Origin of the sequence: Kitasatospora sp. CM 4170 (assembly GCF_032110285.1) — a bacterium.
GTDB classification, from domain to species: Bacteria; Actinomycetota; Actinomycetes; order Streptomycetales; family Streptomycetaceae; genus Kitasatospora; species Kitasatospora aburaviensis.
This window is the reverse complement of record NZ_CP134877.1, coordinates 4,688,395-4,712,619: the sequence shown is the minus strand read 5'-3', so window position 1 is coordinate 4,712,619 and position 24,225 is coordinate 4,688,395. Positions and strand designations below refer to the sequence as shown.

General features: G+C 71.6%; 22 protein-coding genes and 2 pseudogenes. 17 read left to right on the top strand and 7 right to left on the bottom strand.

Going from position 1 to position 24,225, the window contains the following annotated elements; genetic code table 11:
- Positions 1–87: 87 nt before the first annotated feature.
- Both RMN57_RS19990 and RMN57_RS19985 read right to left on the bottom strand, forming a co-directional pair.
- Positions 88–1,041: an IS481 family transposase gene (locus tag RMN57_RS19990; protein ID WP_313764710.1), complete on the bottom strand. Its 954-nt coding sequence runs from the start codon at positions 1,039–1,041 to the stop codon at positions 88–90.
- A 116-nt stretch (positions 1,042–1,157) separates the two neighbouring features.
- A complete protein-coding gene (locus RMN57_RS19985; protein WP_313764709.1) occupies positions 1,158–1,454 on the bottom strand; it encodes a hypothetical protein in 297 nt (98 codons plus the stop codon).
- A gap of 299 nt (positions 1,455–1,753) precedes the next feature.
- Here RMN57_RS19985 and rpsF point away from each other — a divergent pair, with 299 nt between their 5' ends.
- From rpsF to rplI, 4 genes are all read left to right on the top strand, one after another.
- Positions 1,754–2,044, top strand: coding sequence for a 30S ribosomal protein S6 (gene rpsF, locus RMN57_RS19980; protein ID WP_148643846.1), 291 nt, complete (start codon positions 1,754–1,756; stop codon positions 2,042–2,044).
- A 97-nt stretch (positions 2,045–2,141) separates the two neighbouring features.
- On the top strand, positions 2,142–2,738 hold the full coding sequence (locus RMN57_RS19975; protein WP_238860429.1) for a single-stranded DNA-binding protein: 597 nt from the start codon (positions 2,142–2,144) through the stop codon (positions 2,736–2,738).
- Positions 2,739–2,816: 78 nt separating this feature from the next.
- Positions 2,817–3,053: a 30S ribosomal protein S18 gene (gene rpsR, locus RMN57_RS19970; protein ID WP_030304537.1), complete on the top strand. Its 237-nt coding sequence runs from the start codon at positions 2,817–2,819 to the stop codon at positions 3,051–3,053.
- A gap of 17 nt (positions 3,054–3,070) precedes the next feature.
- Positions 3,071–3,517, top strand: a complete 447-nt coding sequence (rplI, locus tag RMN57_RS19965; RefSeq protein WP_313764708.1) for a 50S ribosomal protein L9 — start codon at positions 3,071–3,073, stop codon at positions 3,515–3,517.
- Between the two features lie 139 nt (positions 3,518–3,656).
- Here the strand turns inward: rplI and RMN57_RS19960 are convergent, their stop codons facing one another.
- Complete coding sequence (locus RMN57_RS19960; RefSeq protein WP_313764707.1) at positions 3,657–4,985, bottom strand: MATE family efflux transporter; 1,329 nt, start codon at positions 4,983–4,985, stop codon at positions 3,657–3,659.
- 529 nt (positions 4,986–5,514) lie between these two features.
- Here RMN57_RS19960 and dnaB point away from each other — a divergent pair.
- The 5 genes from dnaB to RMN57_RS19935 all read left to right on the top strand — a co-directional run bounded on the left by dnaB (position 5,515) and on the right by RMN57_RS19935 (position 13,557).
- The gene (gene dnaB / locus RMN57_RS19955) at positions 5,515–7,059 is read left to right on the top strand and encodes a replicative DNA helicase (protein ID WP_313767890.1); all 1,545 of its coding nucleotides are present in this window, start codon (positions 5,515–5,517) and stop codon (positions 7,057–7,059) included.
- 264 nt (positions 7,060–7,323) lie between these two features.
- Complete coding sequence (locus tag RMN57_RS19950) at positions 7,324–7,974, top strand: TnsA-like heteromeric transposase endonuclease subunit (protein WP_313764706.1); 651 nt, start codon at positions 7,324–7,326, stop codon at positions 7,972–7,974.
- Positions 7,971–10,088: a helix-turn-helix domain-containing protein gene (locus RMN57_RS19945; RefSeq protein ID WP_313764705.1), complete on the top strand. Its 2,118-nt coding sequence runs from the start codon at positions 7,971–7,973 to the stop codon at positions 10,086–10,088. Before RMN57_RS19950 ends, RMN57_RS19945 begins: the two co-directional genes overlap by 4 nt.
- Positions 10,085–11,203: an AAA family ATPase gene (locus RMN57_RS19940; protein WP_313764704.1), complete on the top strand. Its 1,119-nt coding sequence runs from the start codon at positions 10,085–10,087 to the stop codon at positions 11,201–11,203. Before RMN57_RS19945 ends, RMN57_RS19940 begins: the two co-directional genes overlap by 4 nt.
- Complete coding sequence (locus RMN57_RS19935; protein ID WP_313764703.1) at positions 11,200–13,557, top strand: TniQ family protein; 2,358 nt, start codon at positions 11,200–11,202, stop codon at positions 13,555–13,557. Before RMN57_RS19940 ends, RMN57_RS19935 begins: the two co-directional genes overlap by 4 nt.
- Positions 13,558–13,576: 19 nt before the next feature.
- Here RMN57_RS19935 and RMN57_RS19930 read toward each other — a convergent pair whose 3' ends face one another.
- Positions 13,577–13,957, bottom strand: coding sequence for a hypothetical protein (locus tag RMN57_RS19930; protein ID WP_313764702.1), 381 nt, complete (start codon positions 13,955–13,957; stop codon positions 13,577–13,579).
- 101 nt (positions 13,958–14,058) lie between these two features.
- Here RMN57_RS19930 and RMN57_RS19925 point away from each other — a divergent pair, with 101 nt between their 5' ends.
- A complete protein-coding gene (locus tag RMN57_RS19925; RefSeq protein WP_380234873.1) occupies positions 14,059–14,388 on the top strand; it encodes a hypothetical protein in 330 nt (109 codons plus the stop codon).
- Positions 14,389–14,400: 12 nt separating this feature from the next.
- Positions 14,401–14,814, top strand: coding sequence for a hypothetical protein (locus RMN57_RS19920; RefSeq protein WP_313764700.1), 414 nt, complete (start codon positions 14,401–14,403; stop codon positions 14,812–14,814).
- Between the two features lie 160 nt (positions 14,815–14,974).
- Here the strand turns inward: RMN57_RS19920 and RMN57_RS19915 are convergent, their stop codons facing one another.
- Entirely contained in the window at positions 14,975–15,541 is a 567-nt protein-coding gene (locus RMN57_RS19915) for a dihydrofolate reductase family protein (protein WP_313764699.1), read from the bottom strand.
- Between the two features lie 266 nt (positions 15,542–15,807).
- Between RMN57_RS19915 and RMN57_RS19910 the strand changes: the two genes are divergently transcribed.
- Positions 15,808–17,247: an acyltransferase gene (locus tag RMN57_RS19910; protein WP_313764698.1), complete on the top strand. Its 1,440-nt coding sequence runs from the start codon at positions 15,808–15,810 to the stop codon at positions 17,245–17,247.
- A gap of 84 nt (positions 17,248–17,331) precedes the next feature.
- On the opposite strand, the gene manA is transcribed toward RMN57_RS19910, so the two are convergent.
- Complete coding sequence (manA, locus tag RMN57_RS19905; protein WP_313764697.1) at positions 17,332–18,537, bottom strand: mannose-6-phosphate isomerase, class I; 1,206 nt, start codon at positions 18,535–18,537, stop codon at positions 17,332–17,334.
- Positions 18,538–18,786: 249 nt separating this feature from the next.
- On the opposite strand from manA, the gene RMN57_RS19900 reads away from it, so the two are divergent.
- From RMN57_RS19900 to RMN57_RS19880, 5 genes and pseudogenes are all read left to right on the top strand, one after another.
- Positions 18,787–19,548: a polyprenol monophosphomannose synthase gene (locus RMN57_RS19900; RefSeq protein ID WP_313764696.1), complete on the top strand. Its 762-nt coding sequence runs from the start codon at positions 18,787–18,789 to the stop codon at positions 19,546–19,548.
- A gap of 186 nt (positions 19,549–19,734) precedes the next feature.
- Positions 19,735–20,682 carry an MBL fold metallo-hydrolase gene (locus tag RMN57_RS19895; protein ID WP_313764695.1) on the top strand — a complete coding sequence of 316 codons (948 nt, stop codon included), beginning with the start codon at positions 19,735–19,737 and terminating at the stop codon, positions 20,680–20,682.
- Positions 20,683–20,779: 97 nt separating this feature from the next.
- Positions 20,780–21,343 (top strand): annotated as a pseudogene (locus RMN57_RS19890) (molybdenum cofactor guanylyltransferase); the annotation flags it as partial.
- 103 nt (positions 21,344–21,446) lie between these two features.
- Positions 21,447–21,792, top strand: a pseudogene (locus RMN57_RS19885) (DUF6457 domain-containing protein); the annotation flags it as partial.
- Positions 21,789–22,994 (top strand): molybdopterin molybdotransferase MoeA, encoded by a 1,206-nt coding sequence (locus RMN57_RS19880; protein ID WP_313764694.1) that lies wholly within the window; start codon positions 21,789–21,791, stop codon positions 22,992–22,994. The pseudogene RMN57_RS19885 and the gene RMN57_RS19880, both read left to right, overlap by 4 nt.
- Before the next feature lie 36 nt (positions 22,995–23,030).
- Here the strand turns inward: RMN57_RS19880 and RMN57_RS19875 are convergent, their stop codons facing one another.
- Positions 23,031–24,140, bottom strand: coding sequence for a potassium channel family protein (locus tag RMN57_RS19875; RefSeq protein WP_380234823.1), 1,110 nt, complete (start codon positions 24,138–24,140; stop codon positions 23,031–23,033).
- Positions 24,141–24,225 lie beyond the last annotated feature (85 nt).

Here is a 24,225-nt window from a genome sequence, read left to right as displayed (position 1 = left end):
GGTACGCGACGGGGGCGCCGGGGGTTCCTGGCGGGACGGCCGGGACGGCCGGCCGGGGGAGCGCCGGGGGTGCCGGGGTCTGTCGCCCTAGCTGTTCTGACTCGTGAGGTTGGGGACGCGGCTGGCGGGTGGCTTGCCTGCGAGTGCTGTGTGTCCGCGGTGGTGATTGTAGGTGTGGAGCCAGGCGGGGTAGGCGTCGCGGCGTTCCTGTTCGGTGCGGTAGGGCCTGGCGTAGGCCCATTCGTCGAGCAGGGTGCGGTTGAAGCGTTCGACCTTGCCGTTGGTCTGGGGCCGGTAGGGCCGGGTTCGCTTGTGCGTGATGCCTTCGGCCGCGAGGGCATCGCGCCAGGTCCGGGAGCGATAGCAGGAGCCGTTGTCGGTCAGCACGCGCTGGACGGCGATCCCGGCCCGGGCGAAGAACTCGCTTGCCCGGGCCCAGAAGGCGGTGGCGGTCTCCTTGCGCTCGTCGGGCAGGATCTCGCTGTAGGCCAGGCGGGAGTGGTCGTCCACGGCGTTGTGGAGGTAGCTGTAGCCCGCGCCGGAACGGGTCTTGCGGCCGGCCTCACGGCCCAGGATCTTGTGGCCGCCGCCGTCGGGGATGTTGCCGAGCTTCTTGATGTCGACGTGGACCAACTCGCCCGGTGCGGCGCGTTCGTAGCGCCGCACCGGGCGAGCGGTCGCGCGGTCCAGGTGGGCCAGGCGGGCGAGCCGGTAGCGGGTCAGCACGCGGTGCACGGTCGCTGGGTTGAGCCGCAGCAGGTAGGCGATGCGGGCCGGGCCCCAGCGGCGCAGGACGCGGACCTTGATGATCCGCCGCTCGGTGCGCGACGGGGTCCGCCGGGGGCTGCGGTGCGGGCGGCTGGAGAGGTCGCTCATACCGGCCTCGCCCAGCGCCCGGTAGCGGTCCGCCCAGCGCTTGGCCGTGGTGGGCGAGACCTGGAAGCGCTCGGCGGCCCGCCGCAACGGCCAGCCGTCGTCGACCACGCAGCGGGCCAGGCGCAGGCGTCCGGTCTCGGTCAGCGGTGCGTTACGGTGTGGCATGAGGGCCTTTCTGGCTGAGGTGCAGATGTCGCAATCCACACCGAGCCAGAAGGCCCTCACTCATTTCAAGATCACCACGCCGTGAGCCCTGTCACCAACCTCCGTGGTCAGTACACCTAGCCCCAGAGGCCTCCCCTGGCGATTCCCAGGTAGAAGCCCCACGCGGAGGCGACGACGCCGATCATCAGGACGAACCGCTCGGCCGTGGTGACGGAGACGAACTGGCCCCAGAGCCCGGAGACGATGCCGAAGAGCCCGGTCCACGAGCTCATGATGTGGAGGTTGTGGAAGAACGAGGTCGTGAAGGCCAGCACGCCCAGGACGGCGGTGATGCCGACCAGGGTGTTCTCCCGCGGGTGGCGGTGGCCGTCGGTGTTCAGGGTGAGCGGGAGCCCGTGGATGGTGAGAGCCATGAGTCCTACCTCCTGGCGAGGAGACGAACGAGCAGGAAACCCGTTCCGTCCAGATTGCGGCGGTTGCGCGGGTCTCACAACCCCTATGCGTTTTGTTCGGCCGTCCGGGTGCGGGTAGGCTGTGCGGTCTGCACTGGTGTAGTTGTGCCCCCTTCTGCCCTCTTGAGGGTCGGCGGGGCCGATTGTCCGACCCGGCCGCTACGGTGAGCCGGTGTCGTCACTGCTCCGGTGCCGACGCTGCACAACCCTCCTGCCACGGAGAGACCGTGGCCGCTGAGTCCAAAGGAGGTGGGTTACTCATGCGTCACTACGAGCTGATGGTCATCCTCGACCCCTCGGTCGAGGAGCGCGCTGTCGCCCCCCTGATCGAGAACTTCCTCACCGTCGTCCGCAACGGCGGCGGCAAGGTGGAGAAGGTCGACACCTGGGGTCGTCGCCGTCTGGCTTACGAGATCAACAAGCAGTCCGAGGGCATCTACTCGGTCATCGACCTCAAGGCCACGCCTGAGGTCGTCAAGGAGCTCGACCGCCAGCTGGGCCTGAGCGAGTCGGTTCTGCGGACCAAGGTCCTGCGCCCGGACACCCACTGAGCCACCCGCTGAGGCCCTCGGGCCTCGGGTAGCTCGCGTCCGCTGTTTCACGTGAAACAGCGGTGAACGGAACTCTTCCGGAGAGGTCATCACCACCATGGCAGGCGAGACCGTCATCACCCTCGTCGGCAATCTCGTCGACGACCCCGAGCTGCGCTTCACCCCGTCGGGTGCGGCGGTCGCGAAGTTCCGCATCGCGTCCACTCCCCGCACCTTCGACCGCCAGACCAACGAGTGGAAGGACGGCGAGAGCCTCTTCCTCACGTGCAACGTCTGGCGGCAGCCGGCGGAGAACGTCGCCGAGTCGCTGCAGCGCGGCATGCGCGTCATCGTGCAGGGCCGGCTGCGCCAGCGGTCTTACGAGACCAAGGAAGGCGAGAAGCGGACGGTCTTCGAGGTCGAGGTCGACGAGGTGGGCCCGAGCCTGCGTTCGGCGACCGCGAAGGTCACCCGGGCCAACCGGTCCGGCGCTCCCGGTGGCGGCGGCTTCGGCGGCGGCCAGCAGGGCGGCGGCCAGGGCGGCGGCTGGGGCGGCGGTGGCGGCCAGCAGGGCGGCTGGGGTGGCAACTCCGGCGGCCAGTCCGGCCCGTCCGACGACCCCTGGGCGTCCAGCGCTCCCTCTGGTGGCAACCAGGGCGGCGGCGGCTGGGGTGCCCCGTCCGGCGGCGGTTTCTCCGAAGAGCCCCCGTTCTAGAGCTGACAGATTTCGTGCGGCCCGGCAGCCGGCGTCCCAGGACGCCCGCCGGGGCGTGAACCCCAAATGGAGCACACAATGGCGAAGCCGCCTGCTCGCAAGCCGAAGAAGAAGGTTTGCGTCTTCTGCAAGGACAAGGTCAACTACGTTGACTACAAGGACACGAACCTGCTGCGGAAGTTCATCTCCGACCGCGGCAAGATCCGTGCCCGCCGGGTGACCGGCAACTGCACCCAGCACCAGCGTGACGTCGCCACGGCCGTGAAGAACAGCCGTGAGATGGCGCTGCTGCCCTACACCAGCACCGCGCGCTAAGAGAGGGTGACCGAATAATGAAGATCATCCTCACGCACGAGGTGCCGGGTCTCGGCTCCGCCGGCGAGGTCGTCGAGGTCAAGGACGGCTACGCCCGCAACTACCTGGTCCCGCGTGGCTACGCCATCCGCTGGACCAAGGGCGGCCAGAAGGACGTCGACGCGATCCGTCGCGCCCGCAAGATCCACGAGATCCAGACCCTCGAGGCCGCCAACGAGGTCAAGGGCAAGCTGGAGGGCGTCCAGGTCAAGCTGGCCGTCCGCTCGGGCGAGGCCGGCCGTCTGTTCGGCTCGGTCACCCAGGCCGACGTCGTCGAGGCCATCAAGGCCGCCGGCGGCCCGGTGGTGGACAAGCGCGCCGTCGCGATCGCCTCGCCGATCAAGACCGTGGGCACCCACAAGGTCTCGGTCAAGCTGCACGCCGATGTCCTGGCCAACCTGGACGTCGCCGTCGTCGCCGCCTGAGTTTCTCGGTAGCGGCCCGAGGGCCGGTCTCCCCCTTCCCGGGGAGGCCGGCCCTCGGTCGTTCCCGGGGCCGGGCGGGCAGGGCCTGCACCGCGCCGGCGCGCGCCGATGGGACCTGCGCCGCGTCGGTGGGCCCCGGTCAGGCCCGCACCGCTCCGGTGACCAGCCACTTGCCGCCGCGGGCCCGCCAGGCCAGGAAGCCGCCGCGGACCAGCATGAACAGGTTCATCGCCCACCACAGCCCGGCCAGCCCGGCGCCGGTGGCCGGCACCGCCAGGGCCACCGGGGCGAACACGGCCAGCGTGCCGAGCATCGCCCAGGCCAGGTAGGGGCCGTCGCCGGCGCCCATCAGCACCCCGTCCAGCACGAAGACCAGGCCGGCGACCGGCTGGCAGAGGGCGAGCAGCAGCAGGACGGTGTTCAGCTGCGCCTGCACCGCCGGGTCGGGGGTGAACAGCGGCACGTACAGCGGCCGGGCCACCACCACCAGCAGGCCGAGCACCAGGCCGGAGCCGATGCCCCACTCGATCATCCGCCGGGTGGCCGCCCTGGCGGCGGGAACGTCCGAGGCGCCCAGGCAGCGGCCGATGATGGCCTGGCCCGCGATCGCGATGGCGTCCAGCGCGAAGGCGATGAACAGGAAGACGGTCATGGCGATCTGGTGCGCGGCGATCGCGTCGTCGCCGAGCCCGGCGGCCACCGCGGTGGCGATCATCAGGACCGCGCGCAGGCTCAGCGTGCGGACCATCAGCGGGCCGCCGGCCTTCGCGCAGGCCCGGATCCCGGCTGCGTCCGGCCGCAGCGAGGCCTGCTCCCGGCGGGCCCCGCGCACCACCACGAACAGGTAGGCGGCGGCCATCCCGGTCTGCGCCAGCACCGTGCCCCAGGCCGAGCCGGCCACGCCGAGCCCGGCGCCGTACACCAGGCCGAAGTTCAGGACGAGGTTGGCGGCGAAGCCGGCGATCGCCACCGCCAGCGGCGTACGGGTGTCCTGCAGGCCGCGGAGCACGCCGGTGGCGGCCATCACCATCAGCATCGCCGGGATGCCGAGCGCGCTGATCCGCAGGTACGTGACGGCGTACGGCGCGGCCGTCGCGGAGGCGCCCAGCACGTCGGCCATCCAGGGGGCCAGCAGCAGGGTGAGCGCGACCACGCCGACCGAGAGCGCCAGCGCGAGCCAGATGCCGTCGATGCCCTGCTGGACGGCGGCCCGGCGGTCCCCGGCGCCGATCCGCCGGGCCACCGCGGCGGTGGTGGCGTAGGCGAGGAAGACGAACACCCCGGTGGCGGTGGTGAGGGCGGCCGAGGCGACGCCGACGCCGGCCAGCTGCGCGGTGCCGAGGTGGCCCACGATGGCCGAGTCGGCCATCAGGAACAGCGGTTCGGCGACCAGGGCGCCGAACGCGGGCACGGCGAGCGCGAGGATCTCCCGGTCGTGCCGGCGGCGGGCGGTGGTGGGGGCGGTCATGCGGACAAGGCTACTCATCCACAGGTAATGACCGCCAGGGCCTGTGAGGCATTACTCGAAATCCTGAGCGACGGCTCCGGCGCGGTGTGTGTCCACGGCCACCCGGCCGTGTGTGAAGTATTTCTCATGCACAGCCCCGGAAGGGGGTAGCCGCAGGTCAGCGAGTTGACGGTGGAGCGATCGTCGGGTTATCCACAGGGCTTTCCACAGGGGTGTCCACAGGATTGCGGCAGTTCTCCACAGCCTGGGGGCGGCCGTCCACACCCCCTGTGGATAACCACCTTGGCGCAAGGGCGTCCGGCGCTTTAGCGTGGGCCCTCCGCCCGACACTCCCGCCCGCCCCCTGGCGTCCGTTCCGTCGGTGCGGTGCCGTAGAAAGAGGAGCGCGGCGAGGGAGGAGCGCGGCTCCGTCCCACCCAGCCACCGGCAAGGCCAGCTCCAACTCGCACCACTCGCTGATCGGGGAACACGCGTGACCGGCCCCCAGTACGACGACCACGACGCCCCGCCGCCGGAGGAGGACTGGCCGATCTCGGACGACCCCTTCCCCGCCGGCGCCTTCGCCGACGCGCCGTTCCCGGACGGCCCCGGCGACCGGCTGCCGGTCTCGCGCGGGCGCGGCAACGGCCAGGGCCCGGGCGGCTTCCAGGGCGGCGGTTTCCAGAAGGGCGGCAAGGGCGGTTCCGGGGGCTTCCAGCGGGACGGCAAGCGCCGCCAGGGCGAGGACGAGCGCCCCGACGGCGGCGACGGCTTCGAGCGGGTCCCGCCGCAGGACCTCGCCGCGGAGCAGTCCGTCCTCGGCGGCATGCTGCTCTCCAAGGACGCCATCGCCGACGTGGTCGAGGTGCTCAAGCCGGCCGACTACTACCGGCCCGCCCACGAGCTGATCCACGGCGCGATCCTCGACCTCTACGCCCGCGGCGAGCCGGCCGACCCGATCACCGTGGCCGGCGAGCTGACCAAGCGCGGCGAGCTCCAGCGGGTCGGCGGCCCGGGCTACCTGCACACCCTGGTCAACTCCGTCCCGACCGCCGCCAACGCGGAGTACTACGCCGAGATCGTCCACGAGCGCGCGGTGCTGCGCCGGCTGGTCGAGGCCGGGACCCGGATCGCCGGCATGGGCTACGCCGCGGAGGGCGACGTCGACGAGATCGTCAACGCCGCCCAGGCGGAGATCTACGCCGTCACCGAGCAGCGCACCAACGAGGACTACGCGCCGCTGGCCGACATCATGGAGGGCGCCCTCGACGAGATCGAGGCGATCGGCTCCCGCAACGGCCAGATGTCCGGCGTCCCGACCGGCTTCGCCGACTTCGACGCGCTGACCAACGGGCTGCACCCCGGGCAGATGATCGTCATCGCGGCGCGTCCCGCCATGGGTAAGTCCACCCTCGCGCTGGACTTCGCCCGGGCCTGCTCGATCCACAACAAGCTGCCGAGCGTGATCTTCTCGCTCGAAATGGGGCGCAACGAGATCGCGATGCGCCTGCTCTCCGCCGAGGCCCGGGTCGCGCTGCACCACATGCGCTCCGGGAACATGACGGACGACGACTGGACGCGGGTCGCCCGCCGGATGCCGGACGTCAGCGAGGCGCCGCTGTTCATCGACGACTCCCCGAACCTGTCGATGATGGAGATCCGGGCCAAGTGCCGCCGGCTCAAGCAGCGCAACGGCATCAAGCTGATCGTCATCGACTACCTCCAGCTGATGCAGTCGGGCGGCTCGCGCCGGGCCGAGAACCGCCAGCAGGAGGTCTCGGACATGTCGCGAAACCTGAAGCTGCTGGCCAAGGAGCTGGAGGTGCCGGTGATCGCGCTCTCGCAGCTGAACCGTGGCCCCGAACAGCGCACCGACAAGCGGCCGATGGTCTCGGACCTCCGCGAGTCCGGCTCGATCGAGCAGGACGCCGACATGGTCATCCTGCTCCACCGCGAGGACGCCTACGAGAAGGAGTCGCCCCGCGCCGGCGAGGCCGACCTGATCGTCGCCAAGCACCGTAACGGCCCCACGGCCACCATCACGGTCGCCTTCCAGGGGCACTACTCGCGCTTCGTGGACATGACCCGGGACTGACCGTGCCCGCTGTAGGGTCTCAAATTTCGTGTCCTAATCTCAGGTCTGACGGCCAACCAGTGGCAGATAGGACGCGGTTCTGAGACTGGCAGGTCAGGCCCGTCACTCGATGGTGTGATCTCGTCGTAGCGCGGACCGTCCGAGGTCGGCGTGCTGGCACCGTGGCTGTACGGGTAGTTGCCCGGGAGCCGGGGGTGCGAGGTGGGCGTTGACGCTGCGGCAATCAGCGTTCGTCTTCGTGGCGAGGTCGTCGAGGACCTGGCGTTGGCGGGGGTATCCGTCGGGCTGCTGCGGTCGGCCGTGCCGTGGCGGACCTTCCGCTGGTACATGGGCCAGAGGCACTACTCGGGTACGTACTGGTCTGCGACGATGCGCGACCACGTGATCTACGAGTCGCGCCTGGAGCTGGCGAGGTTGGTCTTCGCCGACTTCGATCCCTCCGTTCAGCACATCGTGGCCCAGCCGTTCCTGCTGAAGACCGTTGTGGACGGAGAGGTACGCAAGCACATCCCGGACTATCTGCTGATCACCGAGCAGGGGCCCGTGGTGGTGGACGTCAAACCGCGCCACCGGCTGGCCAGGTCGGAGGTGGCCTTCACCTTCGAGTGGACCCGGAGGGTGGTGGAGTCCCGGGGGTGGCGCTTCGAGGTCTGGAGCGAGCCGCCGGAGGCGAGGCTGGAGAACATCCGCTTCCTGGCCGGTTACCGCAGGGACTGGCTGTTCGGCCCCGCGCTGCTGGACGAGCTCCGCCGACTGGATCTGGACGGAGTCCCGTTGAGCCAGGCCGCTCGCTGTCTGCCCGGCCGACCTGAGCCCCTTGTGCGGTCCGCGATCTGCCACCTGCTGTGGACGCACGACCTCCTGACCGATCTCGACCAACCCCTCGGCCACGGGGTGTTGAGGAGGTCAGCGTGAGCTGGGCCGGAGTGCGGGTGGGAGTTGGTACGCGATTCCGCTACGACGGGGAGACCGTCGAGGTGGTGGAGATGGCCGCGACCACGGCGGGCAACGAGGTGGTCCTGAAGGATGGCAGGGGTCGGCTGCTGCGGCTGTCCTTGAAAGAGCTGCTGTTCTCCGATCGGGCCGCTGTAATCCCTGATCAGACCAGCCTGGCGGGCGGGGATACCGAGGAGATCGCGTCGGTGGTGCTGGGCCAGCTCCATGAGGACGAGCGGCGGAAGTTGATGGAGCGGGCCGAGCATGTCCGCGAGGTCCTGACGGGGTATCGCTCGGGCTGCCGGGAAATGGCGCGGGAGGGCGAACCTCGTGCTGAGTACGCGCTCGGGAGGCCGCTGGAGGCCAAGTACGCGGCGAAGGCAGCGGAGCTCGGGGTTGCTCCGCGCTCGGTGAGGCGGTGGGTCACCGCGTTCCGCGAGCACGGTGAGGCCGGGCTGGCGCCCAAGAACGTACCGAGCCGGACGTCCCGGGTCACGGCGGATGAGCGGTGGGTGGAGACCGCGCTGGAGGTGATGGTCGAACACACCGGGGAGTCGAAGCCGTCGCGCACGATGGTGATCGAGCGCACCAGGGCCAGGGTGATCGCCCGGTTTGGTCCGGGGGCGGTGCCGCAGCCGAGCCGGGCGACCGCGTTTCGGCTTCTGGCGGAGCTGGAGGACCGGCACCCGCTGTTCCGGCTGAGTACGAAGCGCAACCGGGATATCGCGGACCGGCCCGAGGGGGTTTACGGCAAGTTGCGGCCGACCAGGCCGGGCGAGTACCTGCTGATGGACTCCACCCGCCTGGACGTGTTCGCGTTCGATCCGCTGACGCTGCGGTGGGTGCAGGCCGAACTCAGTGTCGGCATGGACTGGTACACCCGCTGCATCACTGGGATCCGTCTCACGCCGGTTGCCACGAAGTCGGTGGACGTCAGCGCGGTGCTCTACCAGTGCTTCCGGCCTCGGCTGGCCGGACGGGACTGGCCGCGGCACGCGGTCTGGCCCGAGCACGGCATCCCACGCACCGTCCTGGTCGACATCGAGGCCGTCGACGGGCCGGGGTTCGCCTCCCCTCCGCTGGTGCCGGAGACGGTGGTGGTCGATCACGGCAAGGTTTATGTGTCGGAGCATCTGACCAGCGTCTGTCGTCGGATGGGCATCTCCATCCAGCCGGCGAGGCTGCGGACAGGGCGGGACAAGGGCCCGGTCGAGCGCTATTTTCGTACGCTCCGCGAGGGCCTGCTGCAGGTGTTGCCCGGCTACAAGGGGCCCGACATCCACTCCCGCGGCGAGAGGCCGGAGGACGACGCGTTCTTCTTCCTCGACGAGTTGGAGGCGATCATCCGCGAGTGGACCGCGGTGGTCTACCACTGCCGTCCCCATTCCGGTCTGGTCGATCCGGGCTTGCCCGGGCTGAGGATGTCCCCGGCGCAGATGTTCGAGCACGGCATGGCCAGGGCCGGCTACATCGAGGCACCGCGGGACTCGGATCTGGCCTTCGAGTTCCTGCCCACCAAGTGGCGCACGATCCAGCACTACGGCGTCGAGATCGACCGCCGCCGCTACAACGGCGCTGGCCTTCCCAGTCGGGGCGCCAAGAGCCCCTACGGCGGCCCGGTCAAGAACGGCTGGCCGTTCCAGGTCGACCCCGACGACATCACCCGGATCTACTTCCGCGACCCTGACAGCCGCCGCTGGCACACCTTGGTCTGGGAGCACGCCCCGTCAGCGCGGATGCCGTTGAGCGAGGACGCGCTGGCGTTCGCGCGGAAGCTGGCCGCCTCGAAGTACCGCTACCCGGACGATCGGCTCGCGGTCGCCGACCTGCTGGAACGGTGGAACCTCGGGCTGGGCACGACACTCGCCGAGCGGCGGATGGCCCTGCGGCTCTCGCGCGAGCAGGCGGCCATCGAGCTGCCGGAGACCGGGGCTCAGCCGGCTCTCCCGCTTCCGTCCGTCCGCGAGGCCCTGAAGGCAGAGCCAGCCGCGGACGAGCCCGGGATGCCGGAGGCCGGCGATGACGATGACGCCGATCTGGAAGACCTCGCCGGCGAGGACGACTTCTACGCCGACGCCCTGGAGGACGTGTGACTGCCGTCGGCCTGCCGAGCTTGGGCAACCTGGCCTTGTCGCGGAAGGAGGACTTCAAGGCATTCGCCGAAGCCCCGCGCCGAGTCCAGCCCGAAACGCTGGCCCGGGCCGGGCTCGGATCGCTGAGCCCCAAGGCGCGAGCGGAGTATGACCGGTTGCGGCGGGAATGGCACGCGAACCTCGGGCCGATCAAGACACCGCAACTGTCCGAGCTCCACGAGGACTTGTGGGACATCGTCGACAGCAACGCGCAGGACGGGGACAAGGCCAAAGGGGCGGTGGCCGTGGATGCCTTTCCGGGCCTGGGGAAGACTACCTCGGTGCTGGCCTTCGCCCGGGAGTTCCATGGCCGGGAGATCGCCGAACAGGGCGAATTCACCGCCGCAGGCCACGAGCGCTGGCCGGTCTGCCGGGTCGGCCTGACCGGCAACACCGGTATGAAGGACCTCAACCGGGCCATCCTGGAGTTCTTCGGGCACCCAGGACGCTACCGGGGAACCACCACCCAGCTCGGCCAGCGAGCCCTGGACTGCGTGCTGTCGTGCGAGGTCCGCGTCCTCGCACTGGATGACCTGCACTTCCTGAAGTGGGGCAACGCCAGCGGCGTCGAGGTCAGCAACCACCTGAAGTGGATCGCGAACGAGTTTCCGGTGACCTTGCTGATGATCGGTGTCGGACTCGCGGACAAGGGCTTGTTCAGCGAGGGGGAAGCCGGCGGTGACGCGGCCCTGGCCCAGACCGGGCGCCGCACCACCCGTCTGGGCATGCGACCCTTCACGATCACGAGCGAGGCTGGCCGCCGGGAATGGCGGCAGATGCTCAAGACGCTGGAACAGCGCGTGGTCCTGGCCGACAAGTGTCCGGGCATGCTCGCGGACGAGTTGTCGGACTACCTCTTCGCCCGCAGCACCGGACACATCGGCTCGCTCATGACGCTGATCAACCGAGGCTGCCAGCGGGCCATCCGATGCGGCGACGAGCGGCTCAGCCGCGACCTTCTGGACCGGGTGAAGAACGATGAGGCATCCGAGAACGCCCGACGAGAGCTCGAAGCCGCCTTAGACGGCAGGAAGTTGACCAGCCGTCCCCGGTCTCGCGCCAAGACGGTGGCGTGATCACGGTGCCGCGGACTCTTCCGGTCCGACTGCAACCCGTTCCCGGCGAGGCACTCGACTCCTGGCTCGAGGCCGTGGCCTGCCGCCTGGACACCCCGCTCGGGGACGTCATGGCCGAGTTCGGGCTCCCCGTCCGGCCCAACACCAGGGGCGCATGTCTGCTCGACATCCCGTGGGAGTGGACCATCCTGTTGCGCTCAGCCGAGGTCGATGCCATCGCGAAGGCGAGCGGACTGACACCGGGACGGATCACGGGCATGACCTTGGCCCACTACGACCAGCGGGCCGTAGTGATCGACTCCGTCAAGCGGCAAGTCGCCCGCGGCCAGTTGTGGGGGCGAGGTCGCGCGTCGCGCTTCTGCCCGGACTGCCTGGCAGTGACCGGCGGCCGCTGGCAGCTGTCCTGGAGACTGAGCTGGAGCTTCGCCTGCACCATCCACCATCGGCTTCTCGCCGACCGCTGCCCCGGATGCCACCGAGTACAGCGCGAACGTCCCCATTCGAGGCACGCGATTCCGAAGCCCGGACGATGCGCCTGCCGGCAGCCAGGGACGAACCGCAATGATCCTGTCTCCCGCTGCCACCACGAACTCGCCGCTGCAAAAACCCTGCAGCTGCCCGCGGACCATCGGGCGTTCAAGACGCAGGCACTGCTGCTGGACATGTTCGAATCGGGCATCGCGAGCTTCGGCGTCTTCGCCGGTGACCCCATGCCGTCGGCCGTCGCTCTCGCGGATATCAAGGCAGTCGCCGGCAGGATTCTCGCGCCTGCCGTCCGGTCAGGTCTGCAGGCGGTGGCGCCCGGTGACCTGGCCGCCGCACACCTCGGCACGCTCACCCCACCGGACGGCACCGCGAGACCGGCCGAGGCCCGCCCGGGCTACATGGCACCACCGGACGCCCTGACCACCGCGATCGCGGTCACTACGGCGGTCGACATCCTCGACCAGCCCACCATCACGCAGGCAGGAGAAGCACTGCGTTGGGTGACCGACGCGACGCGCGACGCGGCCGGACACTCGACCCCCACGAACATCGAAAGCTGGGGCCGAAACATCAGCACCCGGCTGCGGGCCGTCTACCTCGCAGCTCTCGATCCATCGTTACGGGTGACCGACCAGATCCGTTACCGCACCGCCGCCTTGGTCCCCTGTTTTCCTTCCACCTCGGCCTCGTCCGACGCTCGCCGCAGCCGGAAGATCCCCAGTGCTCTGTGGCCCGAGTGGTCGCTACTGCTCTGCCCGGTGAAGAGCGCCTACAGCAGGATCATGCGCCCGGCCCTGGCAGGATCGCTGCTGCTGTTCGGCAGCCGGATCGACCTTCCGGACGCGGCGAAGCTCCTCGGCTCGGCCACCGACGACTCGAACATCTCCCGCATCCTGCAGATCCTGCGGGCAGGCGCGCACTGGCCGGGCATCCTCCACGCGCTCACCCGCCTCGCTGAGCACCTCGACGCCCACCCCGTCCCGATCGATTACGCCCGCAGACGCGGCATCGACTACGACCATCTCCTCCCCGCCGCCCACTGGAAGCAGATCTGCCGCCGCACCGGAGCCCCACTCGGCCGCGAGCACCGCCACCAAGTCGTCCGGAACCTGCTGTTCCAGCGGATCAGCGGCATGCCCGAGCACCTCGCTCCGGCTGCCTACGTCATCAAGGACACGCCAAGGCGCACGTATCTGAGCGAGTTCACGGCCAGCCTCACCCCCGCCCTCGCCGCCGCACTGGACGACGCTGCCCGGGCATTCCTGCACGATCAAGGAATCCGGGGCGAGCCGGTCGCTTGGCATCCACCCACCTCGCTCATGGACGGCCTCGACCTGCCCGGCCCTGATCCCGCCGCGGTGGACATTGAGCTGATGCACGAACTGGTCATGGCGGCGCAGAGCAACATCAGCACCATCGCCGAGCAGCTCGGCACCTCCGTTGAAGTCCTTCGGCACCTTCTTCAGCGGCATCCACCACCGCCTCCACCGCTGACCAGTCACCAGTTCCGAGCACGCGGACAAGCCATCGCCGCAGCCCAAGCCGTACTCTCCCGAGAAGAGTTGACACGTCTCTACTGCGACGAACGGCGAAGCCTCGGCGAGATCGCTGAGGGCTTCGGACTCAACCGCATCACCCTGACCCGGCTCGCGAACGAGTACGCCATCCCACTTCGCCGATACCGGACAGCCCGCACGGTCATCGACCGCACCTGGTTCTACGAGCAGTACGTCCACCACCACCGCAGCCTCGCCGACCTCGCGCAGGAGAAGGCCATGAGCCCCGCGAACATGCGACGTTGGGCGAAGATCCTCGGCGTCCCGCTCCGATCACGCGGAGAAAGCCGCCCCGAATCGGCCATCGACTGATTGCGATCGAGCCGGCAAGTCACCTCTCCGAGTCGTCCAGGCGGTGAAAGGCCCCTTCGAACTCTCCTGACGCAAGCAACTCGGCGATCACACTCACCATGCCTCGGATGCCGGGATCTCTAACGATCAGTCCGTCCGAGCACCAGAAGCACCGACCACCTGCCGCTTCTCCCGTCTCCTCCCACCTCTTCATCAACCGGTCGACCTCGGCCATCGTGAAGATCGTCGCGCTCCAGCGCGAGCCATCGGGGAGGTGGACCTCAGCATCGACGTTGCAGACCTCGTCGAGCACCTCATCAGGGCTCGGGAGGAACAGTGCCTCGAATCCTTCGGCCCGGGCACGGTAATAGGGGCCGTCCCATCCGGCCTCGGTCTGCAGATTGCTCGTCGTGGTGGTCACAGCAGGAGCATCCCAGTACTCCGGATGACCATCCAACAGGAATTGGTCGCCGCAGCGGCTGGAGAGCAGACCGCCGCCATTATGGGCTCGTGAACACATGGATGCGCTGCTACTGGGGCGAGGAGGATGTCTGGTTCTACTTCGAGGTGGACGCCGAAGGCTGGGTGACCCGGCAGGTCGAACTCCAAGGGCCGGAGCTGACCCCGATCGCAGCGGCCTCCCTCGACGAATGGCAGCAGGCCCACGACGCAGGCCGCCTCGATGAGTACAACGGCAGGTTCGGGATCACAGCCGAGCTGCCCGTCTCAGAATGGGAAGGCCACGACCCCGAGCAACTCACCGCCGAGGAGTTCGAGGAAGTCTGGGGTCCGGCCCGTCGGCAGATTGCATCCCGGCCCCACCGACCTCTCGGTCCTGCGGACGCCTCCTGACATCATCTCGGCATGACCCCGTCCCTTCCCCGCACCGTCCGAGCCGTCGACACCGCTCAGCTCCTGGACCTGGCCCAGGAGGCGGCCATGCACGGCTTCAGCCAGCGGCTCCCGGTCGACTGGCTCCAAGAGCACCTCGCTGCAGAGGCGACGCACTACCTGTTCCCTACGCTCATCCAGCGGCTGAGGCACCGTCCCGAGGTGCCGTTGCAGTGGAGGTGCCAGCAACTGCTGACCGTCAGCACCGGCGAACAGATCTGGGGTCTCCTCGACGTCCTTCCCGACACCTTCGACAAGATCCCGGAAACCTTGGACACGGCGTCCAGGAAGGACATCGTCAGCCGCATCGAGCGAGCAGTGACCGTACGTGAGTGGGTGGAACGGATCGCCGCTGATGCAGACCCTGAAGAAATGCCACGGAACTGAGACGCGAGCACCCGGACATGGGCTGAGACAGCCCAGGAACCCCCTGGTCAGGGCTGTGCTCTATGACACGAGCCGCGAGACCCTACACCCGCCGTACCGACCGTGCCCGCCGCGGGGTCCCGGACTCCGTGGCGGGACCGGCGCGCGCGGGTGCTGCTGCTCAGCGCCTCGTCTCGTACCTGGTCAGGACCACGCCGCCGGGGAACGTCCGCGTCTCCACCAGGTTCAGGTTCACCCAGCCGTCCAGCGCGGTGAAGAACGGCGTGCCGCCGCCCACCAGGACCGGATGGGTGGCGATCACGTACTCGTCGACCAGCCCGGCGCGCACGGCCGCGCCGGCGAGCGTCGCACCGCCGATGTTCATCGGGCCGCCGTCCTCGGCCTTGAGCCGGGTGATCTCGGCGACCGCGTCGCCGGTGACCAGGCGGGTGTTCCAGTCGACCTCGTCGATCGTCGAGGAGAACACCACCTTGGGCGTCTCCCGCCAGTTCCGCGCGAACTCGATCTCCGCCGGGGTGGCGCCGGGCTGCTGGTCGCCGGTCGGCCAGTAGGAGCTCATCGTCTCCCACAGCTTGCGCCCGTACAGCGACAGGCCGCTCGCCCGCTCGTGGTCGAGCCACCACTGGAACAGCTCGTCGCTCGGCGGTGCGCTCCAGCCGATGTCGTCACCGGCCGCGGCGATGTAGCCGTCCAGGGTCAGGTTCATGCCGTAGACCAGTTTCCGCATGGCCCAGCCTTCCGTCCGTGGGGGTCCGGCGTCCAGACCAGCGTGGCGCGGGAAGCCCCTCGGTGCGATCCGGGCTCGCCGGTAGCCCGGGTGCCCGGGCCCGGCGTGGTGCACTCGGACGGCCCGGGCAGGCCGCCTGACCTCGCGGGATGCGGGGGAGGTCCGTCCCCGCGGCCCGCCGGCGGCGCCGAAGGGCACTCCGGAGGGCTCAACCGTCGTCACTCTGGACGGGAGCTCCGCGGCGCCATGGACTACTGTCACCTGCCGTGAAGACGATACGACAGCTGTCCGCCCGCCGGGCCGGGGGAAGCGCGAAAGCCCAGGCGGGCAGGCCGGCCAGTCGGCTGGGCTGGCTCGACGCGCTCCGTGGCGTGGCCGCCCTGGTGGTCGCCCTGCACCACTTCGACGTCCTGAAGATGCTGCCGGACCGCATGGCCGCCTTCATCTGGTGGCACGCGGACCTCGGGCTGTACGGCGTGATGCTGTTCTTCCTGGTCAGCGGCTACATCATCCCGGCCTCGCTGGAGCGGCGCGGGGACATGCGGCAGTTCTGGATCGGCCGGTTCTTCCGGCTCTGGCCGCCGATCGTCTTCGGCATCGTGGTCGCGCTGGCCATCATCCCGAAGGGCGACGGATCGGTCGCCCTCTTCGCCACCGACCACGACCTGGTCTACCTGGCCGCCAACTCGACCATGCTGCAGGACTTCATGGGCGTCTGGAACGGCCTCGGCGTCATGTGGACCCTCAGCTACGAGATGGTCTTCTACTACATGGTCACCGCACTCTTCGCGGTCGGCCAGCACCGCCGCAGCGGCCCGCTCGCGGTCGGCTTCGCGGCGGTGGCGCTGCTCTTCGGCACCTCCATCGCCTCCCACACGCTGACCCACGACGTCACCTCGACCCGGAACCTGGTCTGGGGCTCCGTGCTGATCGTGGTCTTCGCCTTCGCCTGCATCCTCAGCGGGCGCCAGAACCTGACCCGGATCGGCGCGATCACGCTCGGCCTGCTGGGCTTCGTGCTGATGTACAACAACAGCCGGGCCCCGATGTACCAGACCCTGATGATCTTCGCGACGATGTTCGCGGGCACCGTCCTCTACCGCGCCGAGAACCGCCAGATCGACCGCCTCCAGGCGATCCTCTGCTGCGGCTTCGTGATCGCGGCGGGCGTGGCCGTCGCCTGGATGTACAACCGCGACGGCATGGAGCAGAACACCTGGACGGCGGGCTGGCGGGCCTGGGCGGGCTCCTACCTCGCGGCCTGGATCACCTTCGGGATCGGCATGGCGCTGCGCAAGCGCCGCTTCCCGAAGCCGCTGACCTGGCTCGGCGCGATCAGCTTCTCGCTCTACCTGCTGCACGTCCCGCTGGTGCACACCCTCCAGCACCTGCTGGAGGTGCCCAAGGTGCCCCCGACGACCGGCGGCAAGCTGATCTGGACGGTCGAGTACCTCGCCGTGATCATGCTGGCGAGCTGGGTGATGTACCGCCTGGTGGAGCTTCCGGTGCAGAAGCTGGGCAAGAAGGTCAGCAAGGCGGTCGACCGCCGCTGGCCGGCCGTCGACCCGCTGGTGGCCGCCGCGGCGCCGTCCGGGGCGACCGGGGCGTCCGGGGCGTCCGGGGCAGCGCCCGACCGGACCGAGCCGCCGGTGCCGGTCGAGGTCGGTGCGGGCGGTGCGGGCGGTCCCGGGCACCGGGGCCACTGACCGCCGGTCCGCATGCGCGAGGGCTCGCCTCCCCGACGGGGGAGGCGAGCCCTTCGCCGTACGGCGGGCCGCGTCAGAGGGGGTTCAGAGGGTGACGGTGGCGCGGAAGACGGTGGCGGCGGCGCCGTCGAGCCGGGTGGCGGTGCCGGTCGCCGGGAGGAAGGCGGACTCGCCGCGGGCGAGCTCCAGCACGGCGCCGTCGGCGGCGGTGAGCCGGGCGGTGCCGGCGGTGCAGAGCAGGATCTGCGGGGCCCGGCCGTCGAGCTCGCGCTCGCGGCCGTCCAGGGTGAAGCGGGAGAGCCGGAACTCGTCGATCGGCACGGGGTAGAGCTCCTCGCCCGGGGTGCCCTCGACGGGGGAGGGGAGCAGCAGGTCCGGAGCGCCGGGGGTGAACCCGACCACCTTGAGCAGCTCCGGCACGTCGATGTGCTTGGGCGTGAGCCCGGCGCGCAGCACGTTGTCGGAGTTGGCCTGGAGTTCGACGCAGACGCCGTGCAGGTAGGCGTGCGGGACGCCGGCGCCGAGGTAGAGCGCCTCGCCGGCCCGGAGCCGGACGGCGTTGAGCAGCAGGCCGGCGATCAGGCCGCGGTCCCCGGGGAAGCCGCGGGTGATCCGGGTGTACAGCGCGTAGGGGCCGTCCGGATCCTCGGCGGCGGCCTTCTCCACCGCCTCGGCGGTGTCCCGGACGGCGGCCTCGGCGGTGGCGTCGTCCATGGTGAGGACGGCGACCAGCGTGCTGCGCAGGGCCTCGGCCTCGTCCTCGCCCTCGGCACCGAGCAGGTCGACCAGCGGGGCGAGGGCGGGGACGCCCAGCCCGGACAGCAGGGCGGCCGCCTCGGCCGGCCGGCGGAAGCCGCAGAGCCCATCGAAGTCGCCGAGCGCGCAGATGAGTTCGGGCTTGTGGTTGGCGTCGCGGTAGCTGCGGTGCGGGGCGTCCGGGGGGATGCCGAGGGCGTTCTCCGCGGCGAAGCCGGCCCGCGCCTGGTCGAGGGTGGGGTGGGCCTGGATCGACAGCGGGATGCCGGCTGCCAGGATCTTGAGCAGGAACGGCAGGGCGGGGCCGAACCGCGCCACGGCGGCGGCGCCCAGTTCGCCCTCGGGGTCGGCGGCGATCAGCTCGTCCAGGGCGCGGGGCCCCTCGCCGCGGTCGGCGCGGGAGGGGGCGCCCGGGTGGGCGCCCATCCAGAGCTCGGCCTGGGGTTCTCCGGTCGGTTCCTGTCCGAGCAGCTCCGGGAGTGCCGTGACCGAACCCCAGGCGTACGGGCGGACTGTGTTGACGAGCCTGTCCATGCGCGCGGTTCTGCTCCTTCTCGAAGGCCGGGGATCGACCCTAGCCGACCGATGTCACCGCAGGGGAAACGGTGGGCGGCGGCGGGGAGTGCCGCAGCGGTTCCGGGGGTGCGAGGCAGCGGTAGTAGGATGCCAGGACGCAGTGGTTTCCACCGTGGTGACCAGGTCGGCGGGGGTTGCCGACCGGGATGCGTTCAGAGTGCGGGCACGGTGACCGGCACTTCCCGCCACCGGCCGAGAGGTTTGTACGTGACCGTGAACCAGCAGAGTTTTGCTGATCTCGGCAGGGTGCTGGTGATCATCCCGACGTTCAACGAGGCGGAGAACGTCGAGCGGATCGTCGGCCGGGTCCGCGCGGCCGTGCCCGAGGTGCACGTCCTGGTGGCCGACGACAACAGCCCCGACGGCACCGGTGAGCTGGCCGACAAGCTGGCCGCCGAGGACCCGAACGTGCACGTCATGCACCGACGGGGCAAGGAGGGCCTGGGCGCCGCCTACCTGGCGGGGTTCCGCTGGGGCATCGACAACGGCTACGACGTCCTGGTCGAGATGGACGCCGACGGCTCGCACCAGCCCGAGGAGCTGGACCGGCTGCTGGGCGCGCTGCGCGGCGCCGACCTGGTGCTGGGCTCGCGCTGGGTGCCGGGCGGCCGGGTGGTGAACTGGCCGAAGTCGCGGCTGCTGCTCTCCCGCGGCGGGTCGACGTACTCGCGGCTGATGCTGGGCGTGCCGATCCGGGACGTCACCGGCGGCTACCGGGCGTTCCGCAAGGAGACGCTGCTGGGCCTGGGCATGGACGAGGTCGCCTCCGCCGGGTACTGCTTCCAGGTCGACCTGGCCTGGCGCACCGTGAAGGCCGGCTTCAAGGTGGCCGAGGTGCCGATCACCTTCGTCGAGCGCGAGCTCGGCGCCTCCAAGATGAGCCGCCACATCGTGGTCGAGGCGCTCTGGCGGGTCACCTCCTGGGGCCTCGCCGCACGCTTCGCCAGGCTGACCGGCCGCAAGGGCTGACCCCCTCCCACCGTCCGTGACGCAGAGCGCTCGGGCCCGCCGTTCTCCACGGGCGGGCCCGAGCGCTTCTGCATGCCGCCGGGCGCGCCTTCCGGGCTTTCGGCGGCCCGTGCTCCCATGCTGTGGGGCGTACCTCCCGCGCCGCAGGGCACCGGGAGCCCGACCGCCGACCAGGAGGAGCAGCCAGTGACGCCGTCCCCGCCCGAGGAGAGCGCCGGCGCCGAGCGCGCGGACGGGGCGAACCGCGCGAACGGGGCGCCGCCGGCCCGACCGCTGGAGACCGCCGTCTTCACCGGCCCGGAGTCGGCCTTCTTCGCCACCTCCACGCTGATCCTCGGCGAGCGCACCGCGATCCTGGTCGACGCCCAGCTCACCCGCAGCGCGGGGCGCGAGCTGGCCGAGTGGGTGGCCGGCAAGGGCCGCCGGCTGCTCGCCATCGTGATCACCCACCAGCACCCGGACCACTACTTCGGGGCCGAGGAGGTGCTCCGGCTCTTCCCGGACGCGCAGCTGCTCGCCGCGCCGCCGGTGGTGGAGGGCATCCTGCGCACCGCCGCCGCCAAGGTCGCCCAGTGGAAGCCGGTGTACGGCGACGACATCCCGGACCACCCGCTGGTGCCCGCGCAGCTGCTGCCCCAGCCGCTGATGATCGACCGGCAGGTGGTCCCGGTCCTGCTGCTCGGCCAGGGCGACTGCAGCGGGTCCACCGTGGTCCACGTGCCCAGCGCCCGCACGGTGGTCGCCGGTGACTTCGTCTACAACGGCACCCACGTCTGGACCGCGGACACCACCCCGGAGCAGCGGACCGCCTGGGTGCACAACCTCGGCCGGATCGCCGACCTCGGCGCCGACCGGGTGATCGCCGGCCACCGGGCGCCCGGTCAGGACGACGACGCGGTCCGGGTGCTCGCCTTCACCGGCGAGTACCTGCAGGACTTCGACCGGCTGCTGGCCGAGCACCCGACCGATCCGGAGGCGCTGGCCACCGCGATGAACGAGCGGTACGGCGAGCTGACCCTGCCGGCCGTCCTGGAGCTGAGCGCCGCCGCCAACACCGCCCGGGAGACCGGCGAGGAGGCCCCGGCGGAGCGCGAGGCGGCCGTGCCGGCGGAGCCGGAGGACGACGAGGCCTGACGGGGCCGGGGCGGGACCGGGCCCCCGGCCCCCCCGGGCCCCCGGGCCGCCCCCGTGCCGTACCGGGCGGGGCCGGGGCGGGGCGGATACTGGCGGCATGACGCCGTACGACGTGATCGTGCCCGCCGGGGGCGCCGCCCGGCGGCTCGGTGGGGTGGACAAGCCCGGTCTGACCGTCGGTGAGTCGACGCTGCTCGACCGCGTGCTCGCCGCCTGCGCCGGTGCCCGGACCACCGTGGTGGTCGGCCCGGCCCGGCCCACCGCCGGCGTCGAGGTGCGCTGGACGCGCGAGCGGCCGCCCGGCGGCGGGCCGGTGGCGGCCGTCGCGGCCGGCCTCGCCGAGGCCACGGCGGAGATCGTGCTGCTGCTCGCCGCGGACCTGCCGTTCCTCGACGAGCGGACCGTCCGCCGGCTGGCCGGCGCCCTCGCCGCGGCGGACCGGGAGACCGAGGCGGTCGTCCTGGTCGACGCCGGCGGCCGCGACCAGCCGCTCGCCGCCGCCTACCGCACCGCCGCCCTGCGCGGCGTGCTCGCCTCCCTCGGCGACCCGGCCGGCCTGCCGCTGCGCCGCCTGACCGGCGGCCTGCGCACGCTCCGGCTGGCCGACACCGACGACGTGACCTACGACTGCGACACCTGGGAGGACCTGGAGCAGGCCCGCGACCGCGACCGCGACCGCGGGTAGGCGGCCGCCGTGGTCCTGCCCGGCCCGGCCGGCGGGGGCCGGTACGGGGTCGGTACGGGGCTGCGCACGGGGGGTGTCGTGCCGCGTGAGGGAAACGACGCGCGCCGCTCACGGGGCGAACACTCCGGCGAAACCGGCGATCGGGCAGCATGGGGCTCATGGAGCGCACGCTGGATGACTGGATCGCCGAGGTCGGAGCCGAGCTGGGGGTCGACCTGGAGGTCGACGTCCGCGGGCTGCTCGACCTCGCCCGGGTGGTGGCGCACGGCGTCGACCGCCCCGCCGCGCCGCTGACCGCCTTCCTGATCGGCTACGCCGCCGCGCAGCGCGGCGGCGGCCCGGAGGCCGTCGCCGAGGCTTCCCGGCGGACCGCCGAGCTGGCCGAGCGGTGGGCCGCCGCGGCGGCCGAGCCGGAACAGCGGTGAGCACCGTCGAGGCGCCCGCCGTGCTCGGCACGCCCGCCGCGGGGCCGTCGGCCTGGCCGCAGGCGCGGGAGACCGCCCGCCGGGCCGGGCTGCGCCCGCTGCCGCCGCAACCGGTCGACCTCGCCGAGGCGCTCGGCCACACCCTCGCCGAGCCGCTCGCCGCCCTCACCGACCTGCCCGCCTTCGACACCTCGGCGATGGACGGCTGGGCCGTCGCCGGCCCGGGCCCGTGGCGGGTGGCCGGCCGGCTGCTGGCCGGTCGGCCGGCCGAGGCGGCACTGGACGACGGGGCCGCCGTCGAGATCGCCACCGGTGCCCAACTGCCGCCCGGCGCCACCGCGGTGCTCCGCCGCGAGCACGGCGAGCTGAGCGGGGTGCTGCTGCACGACCGCGGGCCGGCCCCTCTGACCACCGGTCAGGACGTCCGTCCGCGCGCCCAGGAGTGCCGCCGCGGCGAGGCGCTGCTGCCCGCCGGCACGCCGGTCGGCCCGGCGGTGCTGGGCCTGGCCGCCGCCTGCGGCCACGACCGGCTGGCCGTCCGCCGCCGGCCGGTGGTCGAGCTGCTCGTCCTGGGCGACGAGCTGCTGGAGTCCGGGCTGCCGCGGCCCGGCCTGGTCCGGGACGCGCTCGGCCCGCTGCTGCCGCCGTGGCTGCGTGCGGCCGGTGCCGAGATCGCCGGGGTGCGCGCGGTCCGGGACGACTTCGGCCTGCTGTTGGACGCCGTCCGGCACTCCACCGCCGACGTGGTGGTCACCACCGGGGGGACGGCGGCCGGGCCGGTGGACTTCCTGCACCGGGCCCTCGCCGAGGCCGGCGCCCGGCTGCTGGTGGACGGGGTCGCCGTCCGCCCCGGCCACCCGATGCTGCTCGCCGAACTCCCGGGCGGCCGCCACCTGGTGGGCCTGCCCGGCAACCCGCTGGCCGCCGTGGCCGGCACCGTCACGCTGGCGCTGCCGCTGCTGCACGCCCTGGCCGGGCGGGTGGCCGACGGGCCGGACCTCGCTCCCGCCGCCGTCGACCTGCCCGGCCACCCCGCGGACACCCGGCTGCTCCCCGTGCGCCGCACCGCGCGCGGCGCCGTCCCGCTGGCCTTCGACGGCCCGGCGATGCTGCGCGGGCTGGCCCGGGCGGACGCGCTGGCCGTGGTGCCGCCCGGCGGCGTGGCGACGGGAGCGGCGGTCGAGCTGCTGGAGGCCCCGTGACGGCCGGCGGCCCACCGGGTGCGGTCGGGGTCGGGGTCAGCCGGCCGGCGGGGCGGCCGGGCGGATGGTGATCACCCGGTCGGTGAGCTGGAGGGTGGCGGCCTCCGGGTCGTTGTAGTTGAGCACCCGCCGGCCGCGGACCACCGCGACCACCAGGTCGGTGCACTCGCGCGGGCTGTGCCCGGCCTCGGCCCGGGTCACCGGGCGCTCGTGGACGTCGAGGCCGGTGCCGTAGGTGAGCAGGTCCTCCATCACCGCGCCGGCGTGCGGGCTGAGCATCGACATGCCGAGCAGCCGGCCCGCCGAACTGGAGCTGGTGACCACGACGTCCGCACCGCTCTGCCGCAGCAGCGGGGCGTTCTCGTCCTCGCGGACGGCGGCGACCACGGTGGCGCCCCGGTTGAGCTGGCGGGCGGTCAGGGTGATCAGCGCGGCCGTGTCGTCGCGCTCGGGGGCGACCACCACCCGCGAGGCGCGGGGGAGTTCGGCGCGGAGCAGGGTGTCGGTGCGGGTGGCGTCGCCGACCACGCCGGCCAGCCCGTCCAGGGTGGCCTGCTCGACGACCTTGCGCTGCGGGTCGACCACCACGATCTCGTCCCGGCGCACGCCCTGGCCGATCAGGGTGTCGACGGCGCTGCGGCCCTTGGTGCCGTACCCGATCACGACGGTGTGTTCCCTCATTGCGGACCTCCAGCGTCCGATCCGCCACTGCCGGCGGGTGCGTTCGGTGAGCACTTCGAGCGTGGTGCCGACCAGGATGATCAGGAAGAGCACACGCAGCGGGGTGATCACGAAGATGTTGGTGAGCCGGGCGCTGTCGCTGAACGGGGTGATGTCGCCGTACCCGGTGGTGGAGAGCGTGACGGTGGCGTAGTAGGCCGCGTCGAGGAAGCTCACCCCGCCGCCGGCGTTGTCGTTGTAGCCGCCGCGGTCGAGCCAGACCAGCACGGTGGTGGCGACGAGGACGCCGAGGGCGATCAGCAGCCGTCCGGACACCTGACGCAGCGGCGGCCGCGGTTGCTGCGCCGGCAGGACGACCCGGTCGCCCGCCTCGACGTCGGGCGCCGACCGCCCGGTGCGCCGCCCCGGCAGACGCGGTCGGAGGCCGGATCGGTCGGGCGCGGAGGGCTGCTCACCGTTCGTCACGTACCCAAGGATGGCCTGCGGGCCGGGGGCCGGGAGCCCCGGGTCGGCGGCCCGGGCGTGTCGGTGGCGCGGGTGCGCCGCCGGC